Source organism: Neoluteolibacter marinus, assembly GCF_014904755.1.
Taxonomy (GTDB): domain Bacteria; phylum Verrucomicrobiota; class Verrucomicrobiia; order Verrucomicrobiales; family Akkermansiaceae; genus Haloferula; species Haloferula marina.
Genome location: NZ_JACZFQ010000080.1, coordinates 1 through 12,979 on the forward strand (window position 1 = coordinate 1; position 12,979 = coordinate 12,979).

The window sequence follows — 12,979 nt, forward strand, 5'->3', positions numbered from 1 at the left end:
CCGGCGAACTCCTGGAGCAGCTTGGTCATGCCGACCGCGTCGAGCAGCGAATGGCTCCAGGCGAGCACCAGCGCCCAGCGGTCGGGCGAAAGGACGATGACGTGAAGCCGGAGGTTCGGACCGGGGGCGAAGACGTCGATGTCGCGGCCGTTGATGCAGCGGTCGATCAGGTCGTGCAGGGAAGCGATTTCCGTCCCGGGAGCGGGGTGGCCGGGGAGGTGCCAGTGATCGACGGGGATGGCGGATGGCACCACTTCGTCGGTCCGCCAGCGGGCGATCCAGTCGCGGCCGCTGCGCGAGATCCGGGCGTGGAGGATCGGGTGGCGCTTGCCGAACGCTTCGGCCGTCCGCCCGATGGCCGCGGCGTCGGGGCTGCCTTCGCACTCGAGCACCGTGGCGGCCAGATGGTGGCCCTGGTGGCTGCGCCGCATCAGGCTCTCCAGGCCGAGCAGGAAGCCGTCGCTGCTCGTGACCGGCAGGGCTCGCGGGGTTGGGGCGTCGGCCGGCACGGGGAAGGGGATCAAAGGCCGGCGGCGGCCTTCTTGTCGGCGACGAGGGCGGCGATCTTGCCGGCGCTGGAAAAGTTCTCGCGGGAAAGGTCGGCGGGGTCGATGGCGACGCCGAAGCGGTCCTCGATGGAAAGCAGCAATTGCATGATGCCCATCGAGTCCAGGCCCGCGGCAAAGAGGTCGCTCTGGGGCGAGAGTGGATCGGCGGTGTCGAGGATCTCGGTGCGGAGGATTTCTATCAGCTCGGTTTCCATGCGGCTCGGGGGCGGAGGATACGGGGATGACGGCGGGGTTCAATCCCCGCTTTCGGGGCGGGGCGATTGACGGCGGGGGGGCCGGGGGGCTAAAGCAGCCGCGCCCTTCCGCCGATGTCGATCTATTACCTCTGCTTCTTCATCGCGGTCATCCATTTGATCGCGACCTTGTCCTACGGGGTGCGCATCGCCGGAGCGCGGACCGGCAAGGTCGCGTTCTGCCTGTCGCTCTTCAATATCCTGGTGCTGGTGTCCCGCACCTCCAACACCCTGCTCACGCCGGCGCTTTCGAAGCGGGTGGAATCGGTGGTGGTGTCCCTGCTGGGAGCCACCGACGTCCCGGCGGCGGAGGCGGGCCTGCGCACCGCGGTGCCGGCGGCGGAGTTGCAGCACGAGTTCCACCTGCTGATCTTCTCGGCGAGCCTGGCGACGGCGGCGGGTGCAGCGCTGATCCCGATGTTCCAGCGCTATGTGACCTGCGTGGTCGGCTCCTTCGACAAGTTCCCGTCGCTGCCGCGGATGGTGAAATTCGCCCTCAGCGGACCGGGGATCAAGGCGCTCGGCACCTCCTGGACGGTGCCTTCCAAGGCGAACTTCAGCTTCCTGCGCGCGGGCCACCGCTTGCCGTGGAACATCTTCGCAATGAACGTCATCGGCTCGGCGCTGCTGGCAACCGGGGTGCTCAGTTCGCTCTACGCCGGGGTGTTCGCCCCGGACCTGCGGATGACCACCGGGCAGCTCTCGGCGGTGGTGAATTTCTTCGGCACCATCATGCTGTTCGCCTTCGTCGACCCCTACCTATCCTACGTCACCGACGGTGCGGCGAAGGGCTCGGATGATGGCGATGTCCGGCTGCGGGCGGCGGTGTTCGGGATGGCGGGAAGCCGGCTGCTGGGCACGGTCCTCGCGCATTTCCTGATGATCCCGGGCGCGCAGCTGATCGCCTGGATCGCCCGCATCATCCCGACCTAACGATCGATCGAGACCGAAAGATCCGGCCCGAGCTGCTCGATGGCAGCCAGTAAACCGGCCGCATCGCCCTCGGCGGGCAGCGAGACGAGGCCCTTGGCATGGAAGATCGGATGGCCGGACATGGGGGCGCTTTCCAACGACGTCGACAGGTCCTCGACGTTCGCACCGGCGCCGGCGATCGCTGCGGAAAGCGCGCGGATGATCCCCGGGCGGTCGTTGCCGACGATGTCGAGCGACAAGGTTTCGCGGTCTGCCGCCGGCGCGGATTCCTCGCGCCGGGCCTGGATCGCAAGTCCCTGGCCCTCGAGGCCGGCGAGCGCGGCGAGCAGCGGTTCGACCTGATCGGCAGGGCATTCGACCCGCAGGATGCCGGCGAACTGGCCGGCGAGGCGGGCCATGCGGCTCTCCTGCCAGCTGCCGCCGTTGGCAGCGACGGTTTCAGCCAGGGTGCGGACGAGGCCGGGGCGGTCGGCGGCCAGGACGGTCATGACGACGGAGACGAGCATGCCTTGTTCAAGCACCGCCGGGCCCGCGAAGGCAGCACTTTTTTGATCGCTTGCCCGTATATTTAAGAAAAATTGATTATTGACCCCGTGGGAGTGCCGCGCCTACACCTACGGGTAACTGAATCGCGCTGTGATCATTCCCGACAATCTCAAGCCTCTGCCCGTGGAACCGCGTGGAGCGGAAGCCGCGGGAAGCCGTCAGGTCATCCCCGATGACTTTGTCAGCGCCGTGGATGTCCGGAAGGTCTTGCTCGGGGCTTGCGATGATCTGCCGGTCGAAGGCTTGCCGGCCAACGACTTCGATTCCTTTGCGGGACGGGCCGACGTGCCATATCCCGGTCGCGCGGTGCCGGCCCCCCGGGTCGAGCCCGGGGAATTGCCTGCTGCGGAGGCAGCGCGGGTGATTCATCCCGCCTTTGAGGTCCTCGTGCCCGAGCCCCGGCGTGCCGCGCCCCCGCGGGCCCGGAAGGTAGTCGATTGCGAGGCGAATTTCGGCCGCGCCCGCCTGTCCGATGCCTGGTGGGTGTTGGGGATGGGGGCGGCGACTGCGGCGATCTTGTTCTCGGGGACGCTGGTCGATTTCGTCGCCCGCGAATCCATGCGGAGAACGATGTCGCAACATCCGGCGGCACCGGAGGTGTTCCGCGGGGCGATGCCGGTCCCCGCAGCACCCTCCGATGAGCCGGGCGAGACGCTGGCGGCGGCGATGGATCCGGACGAAGAACCGTAGTGAAAGCGGATCTTCGGCAAATCGGACAAGCGGAGGCTTTACAAGCCGGTCGTCGTTGCTACTTTCCCGCCCCCAGCCGCTAAAGGAGAGATGGCTGAGCTCGGTTTAAGGCACTCGACTCGAAATCGAACGTAGGCTTAAAACCTACCGTGGGTTCGAATCCCACTCTCTCCGCCACTTTCATCAAAACGGCCCGCAGCGAGTCTGCGGGCCGTCTTGCGTACGCGGGCCGAACTCATGTCGGAGAGAGCGGGATGAGAACCCTTGCCGCAGTCCCTGGGTTTGAATGCAGGCAGGGAGCAACGCGACTCTCTTGCTTGGCGAAGCCTGACTGGCATGGACATAGCGAAGCGGAGTCAATCCCACTTCTTCGGTTCGAAGCGACGAACTCGATTTGTCAGCACCCAAACGGTGCAATCAATCTGCCCCGATCACATACAACTCCCGCCCGGTCGCCGGCCGCTGGGCGTGGAAATAGAGCCTGCCCTCAATCACTTCGAGGTCTCCGGGGAACGAACTTCCCGGGCCGGGCTCGATGTCCGCGGCGAGGACGGTGCCCGCTTCGGTGCCATCCGACTTCCAAACCTCCCGGCCATGTTCCGGATCGCTGGCGACGAAATACACCGACCCGCCGTACTCCACGAAGTCTTCCGGGATGGACGACAAGACCCCGGGGTAGATGTCCTTGAGGAGTGCGGTTCCCGCCGCCGTGCCATCCGTGACCCAGAGTTCCGAGTCCAAATCGTCCTCCACCCGGCTCATGCCGGAGTAGTAGAGCTTGCCGCCGGCCACCACCCCTTCGTTCTGGATTGGGAAAAGGTGCTGCCAATCCACTCCCGGAACCAGGCGGTGGGTGCCTGCGTTGGTTCCATCGCTGGTCCACCATTGGAGCGTGTCGTAAATCGTGCTCGCCTTGCCGACGAGGAGCTCCCGGCCGCCGAGATTGAAGGACGGGCCGATTTCACGCAATGCATTCCCGGGCTCGTAGATTTGCACCGGCCCGGTGCCTCCCGCCGTGCCATCGCTCTTCCACAGTTGCTGGACCAAGGGCAGGTTCACCGTGATCGAGAGGCGGTTGCCGATCGCCGTGAGCGCGCTCGGACGATGGCCGGGAGCGCCCCAGTCGTCCGTTACCAGCACGGTGCCTTGAGGACTTCCATCGCTTTTCCACAGTCCGATCGGGCTGCTGCCGGACCAACTGCGGGCCAGGAAATAAAGCGTGCCCGCCTGATCCGCCATCTGGTGCCACAACGGGCGTGGTGCGGTGCCGTCGATTGTTACGATTTTCCTCGTACCTTCGGGCGTGCCGTCCGTGGCCATCAGGGCCTCCGTGGTCGCGTCGGACGACGGCAGGAGCGAGTAAAACATGCTGCCCCCGGAGACCACGAAGCTTGTCGGAACGATGGCCTCGGTCGGCTCCTGGTGGCCGGAGAGCAGGCGCGTGCCCCTTGCCGTGCCGTTTGTGACCCACACCTCGGCGGAGTCCGTTCCGTGCACGCTGAAAATGGCGTTCGTCCCAAGGCTCCCCTGGATCGTGGCCCCGGAGAAGTCCGCCGGTACTTTCCAGATCGCGCGCTTGCGGCCCTCCGGCGTGATTCGCCAAAGCTCGCGGCCTCCCGGACTTTCCACGAAGGAGACCAGTCCGCCACCTGCGGCGCCATACGGCATTTCTTCAAATGGCCGGCCAATGCGATAGGCGGAGGCACTGCTTTTTTCCGGCACCGTCAGGCGCCGCACGCCTCTCTTCGCACGTGCCATCCACAGCGCGTTGGTCGCCGTGTTCCGACCTGCGGTGAAAAAAAGGCGATCCCGCGAAAAGGCCAGCTGAGGACCGGTGGACAAGGAATCCCAATCGTGCATGCGTGCCGTGCGGCGGGTGTTCCGCGGGCTGCCCTTGGTTTGCCACTGTTCCCAATCCCCCTTGGCGTTCCGGCGCTGGAAATAGAGCGTTTCCCCGGAAGGCAGGAGCTGGGAAATTTCCCCGGCTGCTCCCGGGGCTGCATCCACCACCCGCACGGTTCCCTCCGCCGTCCCGTCCGTGCGCCACAGGCCTTGGCCATCGGTCTCGCTCAGACTGGCGAAATACAGCTGCCCTTGGAACTCCACGCCGCCGGTTTGCGGCTGGTGGTCCGCGCCCAATGGCAGCGGGTGGGTCCCGGAACTGCTGCCGTCGGTGACCCACAGCGAATTCACCCCGGTCCTGTCCGTCGAGAAAACGTAGTCGAGCAAGCCGGCGCGCAGCACCCCGCGCACTTGAGGGTTGTCTGCCGTGGAATCGAGGATCAGCTCGCGAAAATCCCCGCCGTTCTTGTTGCAAGTCCAGCAACGCAGGGGGGCGGCGTTCAGCGATCGCACGGTCAGGTAAAGGCGCTCGCCCGCGACATCGATCCGTGGCTCCCATCCTTCGGTCGCGGCCGTGAAATCGAGCAGCTTCGTGGTGCCGCCGGTCGTTCCGTCGCTGCGCCACAGCTCATCGGGGTGGGCCAGGAAATAGCACCATTGCCCGTCCGTGGCATGCGCCGCGGGGAAGCTGAAGTCGCGCGTCGTCCCGGCTTGGTCCAGAGGATTCAGGAGCCGTGTTCCTTCCGGTGTGCCATCGCTGAACCACTGCTCGATGTAGTCCTCGAGTCCGATTCGATCATAGGTAAAGAACAGCCCATCCGCCGTGCCAAGCAAGGGAAGGAGCGATCCGCCCGCGGGGAATTCCATCACCAGACGGGTGCCCTCCGCCGTCCCGTCGGTGACGCGGAGCTGCTCGGCATACCGCGCGTCGTGGCTACGGAAGAAAACCCGGCCGCCCGATGCCACCATCAGCTCCGGCGCGGAGCCAAGGGTGCCCGGGATGAGGTCTGCCAGCAGTCTCGTGCCCTTTGCCGTGCCATCGCTGCTCCACAGCTCAGGCCCATGGGCGATGCTGTCCTTGGAAAAGACCACGCCATTCGCGGTCGGGGTGACCCAATTGACCTGCGCGCTGAAATCCCCGGGAGCCCGGTTCAAGTCCGCCACCAGGCGCGCTTCGGATTGCCCCGTCACGGAGGGCAGGGTGAAAACAAGGGCGGCGGAGAGAAGCAGACGCATCATCAGGGAAGCCGGGAATGGAATCGGGGAATCTCCTTTGGTTGAATCTCCTCTCCGGAGGCCTCCAAACCACCGCGTTCGTCCGGCCCGGGGATGGTTCCCGGAAATCCCCGCCTGTCGACCCATTTCCCCGCTCGAGGGACCGCGAGTGTCCCGGGTCGTGGCCACCGTGAAGGCGGGCCGGGAGAAGGACGAAGATGTGAAGCGGACGATCAAGCCGTCGGCCGTCTGACCGATGCCAGCCGCCTCGCGGTCTGCAATCGTTTGCTCATGAATCCGCCGTCGATGTCTATGTTCGGACTCGATCGGACAAGGATCCCGTGTAGTTTGGTTGAGCCCGGGGAAGGGCGGATTGCATGAAATGGTCGTTGAGATTGGGCAGCTATGCCGGGATCGGTGTCTATCTCCACTGGACCTTCGCGCTGTTGATCGGCTGGATTTTCATGATGCATCTGAACGCCGGTCAGACGGTGGTCCAGGCGTTGGCGGGGGTGGGATTCGTGGTGGTCCTGTTCGCTTGCATCCTGCTGCATGAATTCGGCCACGCCCTGACGGCGCGGCGCTACGGGGTGAAAACGCGGGACATCACCCTGCTGCCGATCGGCGGGGTGGCGAGGCTGGAGCGGATCCCCGAAAAGCCGATGCAGGAATTCTGGGTGGCGATCGCTGGACCGGCGGTGAACGTGGTGATCGCGGCGATCCTGTTCATCGTCATCCTCAGCCTGGACCGCGCGAACCAGCTGCTGCAGGTGGAGTGGTTCCAGGGGCGCTTCCTGGTGCAGTTGATGTGGGTCAACCTGTTGATCGTCGTGTTCAACCTGCTGCCTGCCTTCCCGATGGACGGCGGCAGGGTGCTGCGGGCCTTGCTGTCGGCCAGGATCGGCCGGCACCGTGCGACCATGGTGGCGGCGAACATCGGCCAGGGGATGGCGATCCTGTTCGGGATCATCGGCTTTTTCCACAACCCCTTCCTGATTTTCATCGCGATCTTCGTCTATCTGGGCGCGCAGGGCGAGGCCGCCCATGTGGAAATGCAGACAGCCTTGAAGGGGTTGAAGGTGAAGGATGCGATGATGACCCGCTTCCGGACGCTTGCGGCCGGCGATCCTCTGGACCGGGCGCTCGCGGAGCTGCTGGCGGGATCGCAGCAGGACTTCCCGGTGGTGGAGGACGGGCGGGTGCAGGGTGTGCTGTTCCGCAACGATCTAGTGAAAGCGTTGACCGACGGCCGCAGCCAAGCCCGGGTCGGCGAGGTGGTGGCGGACGGTTGTCATCCGGTCGAGGTGACGGATGACCTGACCCGCACGCTGGAAGTCATGAGGGCCAACCAATGCGCGACCACACCGGTCCTCGACGGCGGGCGGATCGTCGGCTTGCTGACGCTGGAGAATGTCGGGGAACTGGTCATGGTGCATGCGGCGATGGAGGAAAGTCATGCCCGGGGCCACTAGCATCCGTCCGACGCCGGCCATCGACAGGCCCGGCGGGTCGCGCTAGCGTCCCGCCCGTGAAACCTTCCGACCTCACCTTGCTCGGGCACTCCGAGAACCGCCTGCCGGCCAGCCCGGACGAGGCGAAGCTGGAGACCTTTGAGAACTGCCGTCCTGGCCGGCGGTTTTGGATCACCCTCGACTGCCCGGAATTCTCCTCGCTGTGCCCGGTCACCGGCCAGCCGGACACCGCCCATCTGGTGATCCGCTACATGCCTGGCGACCGCTGCGTGGAGACCAAGTCGCTGAAGTTCTACCTGGCGTCCTACCGCAACCTGCCGGCCTTCAACGAGGAGATCGTCAACCGGGTGCTGGACGACCTGGTCGCCGCGATGCAGCCGCTTGAGATCGTGGTGAACGGCAAGTTCGGCTCGCGCGGCGGGATCCAGCTGACCTGCGAGGCACGCCACCCGGAGTCATGAAAACGGTCGTCTTGCTGAGCGGCGGGATGGACTCCGTGACCGCCTTTTACCAGGTCCGGCAAGAGCACGAGGTGGTGGCGGCCTTGTCGTTCGACTACGGGTCGAAGCACAACGCCCGCGAGGTCCCGTTCGCCAGGCTCCACGCGGAGCGGGCCGGGGTGCCGCACCGGACGATCGACCTCGGTTTCATGAACGAGTGCTTCGCGTCGGACCTCCTGCAGAGCGGCGGCGAGATTCCCGATGGCCATTACGCCGAGGAGAACATGAAGCGCACGGTGGTGCCGTTCCGCAATGGCATCATGCTCGCGGTCGCCTGTGGATTCGCCGAAAGCGTGGAAGCCGAGGCGCTTGCGATTGCCGCGCATTCCGGCGACCACGCCATTTACCCCGATTGCCGCGAGCCCTTCATGCAGGGCATGGCGGCGGCGATGGCGGAGGGGACTTATGCCAGGATCCAGCTGGTCCGTCCGTTCATCGATCTGGATAAAACCGCGATCGCCCGCCTCGGCGTCCGGTTGGGGATCGACTTTGCCGAAACCTGGTCCTGCTACAAGGGCGGCGAGATCCACTGCGGCACCTGCGGCACCTGCGTCGAGAGACGCGAGGCCTTCATCCTGGCCGGGGTGCCGGATCCGACCGTTTATCTGGCGACGCCGGAGATTCCGGAAGCGCCCTGAGCCCGGGCGGGCGGTCAGCGCTTCACCGGATACCTCGCCGGTCCTTCGGACGGCTTGGGGATGTGCATCATCTGGTCGTAGTCGCCTTCCTCGCAGCAGCGGACGAAGCCTTCGGTGTAGCTCTTCAGCTTGTCCCAGCATTCGCGGATTTCCTTTGCCTCCTGGGTGCTGATCGAGTGGTCGAGCGCCGCCTCGGAAATCTGTTGGAGGAGGACGGAGAACTGGCCGACGATCTCATTGGTTGCCGGCAGCACCTCGAAGCCCTTCTGGCAGGAGCTCTTCGGGTTCCTCACGAAATAACCGCCCGACTGCTGGCAGAGCCACTCGACGATGCCGGTGTCGCCGCTGAGTTCGACGATCTTGAGCAGGCGGTCGAGAGGGTTGCGGCTGCCGCTGCCGTCCTCGCTCTGGTGTTCCGCCCACTTGTAGACGAGCGAAAGGGAGACGCCCAGATCCGAGGCAACCGCCTTCGGGCTGGTCTTGGCAAATGCCCGGCGCAGGACTTCGTGGCTTTCCATGGCCGGGACGCTAGCAGGCGCGGCGGACATGGAAATGGGAAATTCCGGCGGCTCACGCCATCATCGCGGCATCGGCGGCCATCGACTCCGCGGCGATGTCCTCGACTTCGGCGACGGACTCGACCCGTGCCAGCCGCTGGCGCAGCTCCTTGGCGCCGGGGAAGCCCTTGCAGTAGGCCATCAGGCGGGCGCGCATCGACATCATCGCGCTGCGCTCGGTGGGGTAGCGGGCGGCGGCCACCGCCAGCCGGCAGTGGCGCAGGACCAGCTCCCAGCGGTCCGCCAGCGGCACCGAGGGAAGGGTTTCGCCGGTGCTCAGGAAGTGCTTCGCCTCGCGGAAGACCCAGGGGTTCTGCATCGCGGCGCGGCCGATCATCACCCCGGAGACCGCGGTTTCGCGCTTGCGCCGGGCGAGATCCTCGCCGCTGGCGATGTCGCCGTTGCCGATGACGGGGATGCCGGCCGCACGGGCACAGGCGTCGATGACCTCCCAGTTGGCATCGCCCGAATAGCCCTGCGAGCGGGTGCGGCCGTGGACCGCGATCGCCGCCATGCCGCAGTCCTCGAGGATGCGGCAGACCTCGACGGCGTTGACGGTATTGTGATCCCAGCCGATGCGGATCTTGGCGGTGACTGGAACCTGATCGTTGACCCCTTTCCTCACGCCGGAAGCCACGGCAGCGAGGGTCGGGCAGTCTTTCAGCAGGGACGAGCCGCCGTTCTTCGAGACCACCTTGTTGACCGGGCAGCCGAAGTTGATGTCGATGAAGTCCGGGCGCTTCCAGTCGATGATCTTGTTCGCCGCCTCACCCATCCGGATGCCGTCGCCGCCGAACAGCTGGACACCGACCGGGCGCTGGCCGTCGGTGAATTCCGTGTATTTCCGGGTGCGGTCGTCGGCCTGCATGATGCCCTCCGCGGAAACGAACTCGGTGACCATCACGTCGGCACCGAGTTCCTTGCAAATCTGCCGGAACACCACGTCCGTCACCCCGGCCATCGGGGCCAGATAGAGGGGAAAGGCGTCGTTTTGGAACCAAGGGAGCACGCAGGGAGTCTGCCGCGGGCCGGGAAAGGTGCCAAGTGCCAAGAAGGTGGGGGATCTGCGAGTACTGCGGGGATGGAGCGGGGAACCCGGTAGGCTGCCCCATCCGGACGCATCCGAATCCGAATCATCCCGGGCCCATTTTTCCGTAAAAGGGGGGCAGGGCAGGGTTTCCTCGACGCCTAGCAGAACTTGCGGCAGCCTCCGCGCGATGAAACGCCTTGCTCCCCATTGGCAAATCCTCGCGTCGCTGGTGCTTGCCACGCTCACCGCGGTGGCCTTCCGCGGTCTCTTCGGGGGCGAGGCACCCGAGGGCAGCTTCCAGGCCCGGGCGCTGGAGATCTCCGAGTTCGTCGGCGACCTGTTCATGCAGGCGCTGAAGATGATCATCGTGCCCCTGATCGTGACCTCGGTGATCAGCGGAATCGCGGGGCTTCACGGCGTCGAGGGCTTCGGGAGGCTGGGGCTGAAGACCTTCGGCTTCTACGCCGCCAGCACCATCCTCGCGGTGCTGACCGGGCTGTTCATGGTCAATCTCATCGAACCCGGCGTGAAGGACGGGGCGCCGAACGAGGTGATCCGCGAGGCCTTCGATCAGCGCAGCGCCGCCGCCAGCGATGCCGACAAGGCCAAGGTCGAGGAGGCAAACAAAAAGGAGGGCAAGGACTTCTTCGGCGTCTTCAAGGCGATGCTGCCGGAGAACGTGTTCAAGGCGGCCTCCGACAACGGCCAGATGCTCGGCGTGATCGTCTTCAGCATCCTCTTCGCGGTGGCGATCACCCGCCTGCCGGCCGATGAAATGCGGACGCTGCGGGAGTTCTTCCAGGCCGGCAACGACGTGATGATCACCGTGACCCGATGGGTGATGGCGGTCGCGCCGATCGGCGTTTACGCGCTCATTTTCCCGGTCGTCTACAACACCGGCCTCCAGCTCTTCCTCGAGCTCGGATCCTACTTCGGCACGGTGCTCGGGGCCCTGGCGATCCACATGTTCGTGACCCTGCCGCTGGTGCTCGCCTTCGTGGCGAAGGTCAGCCCGCTGGCGCATTTCCGGGCAATGCGGGAAGCGCTGCTGCTCGCCTTTTCGACCGCATCGTCGTCCGGGACCTTGCCGGTGACGATGCGCTGCATCCAGGACAATGCCGGCGTTTCCAAGCGGACCGCCAGTTTCACCCTGCCGCTGGGTGCCACGGTGAACATGGACGGCACCGCGCTCTACGAATGCGTGGCGGTGGTATTCGTGGCGCAGGTCATGGGCATCGAGATCACCTTCGCCCAGCAGTTCCTGGTGGTGACCGCGGCCCTGCTGACCAGCGTCGGTGTCGCCGGGGTGCCATCGGCCAGCCTGGTGGCGATCCTGCTGATCCTAAAGAACAGCGGAGTCCCCAATGCCGAGGTCGCGGTGGTCGCGTTGTTGTCCGTGGACCGTCTGCTCGACATGAGCCGCACCGCGGTGAATGTCTTCGGCGACTCCTGCGCCGCCGTGACCATCGCCAGGAGCGAGGGCGAAGAGGTGCTCGCCCGCGGCTGATGCCCGTCACTTGATCCCGAACACCGGCACCTCGTTCCAGTCCACCTCGTAGGGGCCGAGGTCGGTGGTGATCTGCTGCTTTTCGTCGTCGGTGAAGGGCGAGGTGGTGAACAGCGGCAGGATCGGCCGGCCGTCCGGCGCCTTGCGATAGTCGCGGCCCTTTTCCTCGACCTGGAGGATGAACCCGAGCAGCCCGCCGGGCCGTTCGCCGATGACCAGGTCGAAGTCGAAGACCTCGCCCTTTCTCATCTTGATCCAGTCGCCGAAGATCAGGGGCGCGTCGCGTTGGTAGGGACCGAGGAACTTGCCGGTCGGTTCGGTGGGTTCCCAGCGGCCGACGATGCTGCCCTGGGTGTCCGGCCGGCAGGCGGCGAGCCGCATCTTCTTGTTCACCATCACCACGACGTAGTCGTCGCCGATGCCGGAGAAACGGTAGGTCCCGTCCTTGGGCGCCACGATCTTGCCCTTGTAGTGGGCGATCCAGCCCGACGGCTCGATCATGCCCTCGGCGCCGAAATGCTTGGGCCCTTCGCTGGCGGGTGACAAGGGGACCTCGAGGTAGGCGAGGTTGAGCGAGACGGGCGCCTGGAAGTAGCGGCGCAGCGACGACTCCGAAAAGTTGGACCGTTGCAGGCGGGTGACCCGGTCGAAGAAGTCCGCCGGATTGCCGATGTTGTAGTCCACCGGTTTTCCGTCGGGACCTTGTTTGAAGTCGTAGAGCTTGCCTTGCAGGGCGCCGGGACGGGCGCCGGTCGATCCGAAGCCACCGCCGTTTCCGGTTCCGGCGCCGCCGAATCCGCCGCCCAGGCCGCCTTCACCAAAGTCGTCGGTGCCGGCCCCGAAAGTGATGGACTCGGTGGTGATCTCCGGGATCTCGATGGACACCGGCGAAACCGCGTTGGCGGCGATGACCCGCGACGCCGCGGCAGCGGAGGGCGGCGAGGGCCGCGATTGCTGGACATTCAACTTCTTCGCCTGCGGCGTCTCGTCCACCGGGCTGGGGGTGACATATGTCACGATCACCTCCGGATCCTTCAGGATCGCGGGAAGGAGAATGAAGGCGAAAACCAGTCCGAGGAGGATGATCGAGAGCACCGCAATGGCGATCGAGGCGATCGTCGAGTTGCGGCGCTGGGATTGCAGGCGCTGCCGGGCTTCGGGGCTGGTTTGGGCGTGTAGACTCATGTCGTTCCTGGGGTGCGTGCCCGGGAGTGCAGGGCATTCACCGGGAGGAACGGATCTCCGCC

General features: G+C 65.7%; 13 protein-coding genes and 1 tRNA gene. 7 read left to right on the forward strand and 7 right to left on the reverse strand.

The genetic code is table 11. From position 1 onward, the window contains the following. Positions 1-509: condensation domain-containing protein (locus tag IG178_RS15675; protein ID WP_193213512.1), on the reverse strand; the 509-nt coding region annotated here is incomplete at its 3' end. 11 nt (positions 510-520) lie between these two features. Beyond that, positions 521-763, reverse strand: a complete 243-nt coding sequence (locus tag IG178_RS15680) for an acyl carrier protein (protein WP_193213513.1) — start codon at positions 761-763, stop codon at positions 521-523. Between the two features lie 114 nt (positions 764-877). Between IG178_RS15680 and IG178_RS15685 the strand changes: the two genes are divergently transcribed. Then, positions 878-1,735 carry a lipid II flippase family protein gene (locus tag IG178_RS15685; RefSeq protein ID WP_193213514.1) on the forward strand — a complete coding sequence of 286 codons (858 nt, stop codon included), beginning with the start codon at positions 878-880 and terminating at the stop codon, positions 1,733-1,735. On the opposite strand, the gene IG178_RS15690 is transcribed toward IG178_RS15685, so the two are convergent. Further along, positions 1,732-2,241, reverse strand: a complete 510-nt coding sequence (locus tag IG178_RS15690; RefSeq protein WP_193213515.1) for a glycine cleavage system transcriptional repressor — start codon at positions 2,239-2,241, stop codon at positions 1,732-1,734. The two genes, IG178_RS15685 and IG178_RS15690, sit on opposite strands and share 4 nt — an antisense overlap. Before the next feature lie 130 nt (positions 2,242-2,371). Between IG178_RS15690 and IG178_RS15695 the strand changes: the two genes are divergently transcribed. After that, a complete protein-coding gene (locus tag IG178_RS15695) occupies positions 2,372-2,971 on the forward strand; it encodes a hypothetical protein (protein ID WP_193213516.1) in 600 nt (199 codons plus the stop codon). 84 nt (positions 2,972-3,055) lie between these two features. Next, positions 3,056-3,148 (forward strand) — tRNA-Ser (locus IG178_RS15700). 240 nt (positions 3,149-3,388) lie between these two features. On the opposite strand, the gene IG178_RS15705 is transcribed toward IG178_RS15700, so the two are convergent. Beyond that, positions 3,389-6,052: an ELWxxDGT repeat protein gene (locus IG178_RS15705; protein ID WP_193213517.1), complete on the reverse strand. Its 2,664-nt coding sequence runs from the start codon at positions 6,050-6,052 to the stop codon at positions 3,389-3,391. Positions 6,053-6,405: 353 nt separating this feature from the next. Here IG178_RS15705 and IG178_RS15710 point away from each other — a divergent pair, with 353 nt between their 5' ends. The 3 genes from IG178_RS15710 to queC are packed head-to-tail and all read left to right on the forward strand — an operon-like array spanning position 6,406 to position 8,638. Continuing rightward, positions 6,406-7,500: a site-2 protease family protein gene (locus IG178_RS15710; RefSeq protein ID WP_193213518.1), complete on the forward strand. Its 1,095-nt coding sequence runs from the start codon at positions 6,406-6,408 to the stop codon at positions 7,498-7,500. A gap of 56 nt (positions 7,501-7,556) precedes the next feature. Next, a complete protein-coding gene (gene queF / locus IG178_RS15715; RefSeq protein WP_193213541.1) occupies positions 7,557-7,961 on the forward strand; it encodes a preQ(1) synthase in 405 nt (134 codons plus the stop codon). After that, entirely contained in the window at positions 7,958-8,638 is a 681-nt protein-coding gene (gene queC / locus IG178_RS15720) for a 7-cyano-7-deazaguanine synthase QueC (protein WP_193213519.1), read from the forward strand. The genes queF and queC overlap by 4 nt, the downstream gene beginning before the upstream one ends. Before the next feature lie 14 nt (positions 8,639-8,652). Here the strand turns inward: queC and IG178_RS15725 are convergent, their stop codons facing one another. Both IG178_RS15725 and dusB read right to left on the reverse strand, forming a co-directional pair. Continuing rightward, a complete protein-coding gene (locus tag IG178_RS15725) occupies positions 8,653-9,156 on the reverse strand; it encodes a phage regulatory CII family protein (protein ID WP_193213520.1) in 504 nt (167 codons plus the stop codon). Positions 9,157-9,208: 52 nt separating this feature from the next. Then, positions 9,209-10,204, reverse strand: coding sequence for a tRNA dihydrouridine synthase DusB (gene dusB, locus IG178_RS15730; protein WP_193213521.1), 996 nt, complete (start codon positions 10,202-10,204; stop codon positions 9,209-9,211). Between the two features lie 208 nt (positions 10,205-10,412). Between dusB and IG178_RS15735 the strand changes: the two genes are divergently transcribed. Further along, positions 10,413-11,732 carry a dicarboxylate/amino acid:cation symporter gene (locus tag IG178_RS15735; RefSeq protein WP_193213522.1) on the forward strand — a complete coding sequence of 440 codons (1,320 nt, stop codon included), beginning with the start codon at positions 10,413-10,415 and terminating at the stop codon, positions 11,730-11,732. A gap of 6 nt (positions 11,733-11,738) precedes the next feature. Here the strand turns inward: IG178_RS15735 and IG178_RS15740 are convergent, their stop codons facing one another. Beyond that, complete coding sequence (locus IG178_RS15740; RefSeq protein WP_193213523.1) at positions 11,739-12,917, reverse strand: PA14 domain-containing protein; 1,179 nt, start codon at positions 12,915-12,917, stop codon at positions 11,739-11,741. Positions 12,918-12,979: the final 62 nt, after the last annotated feature.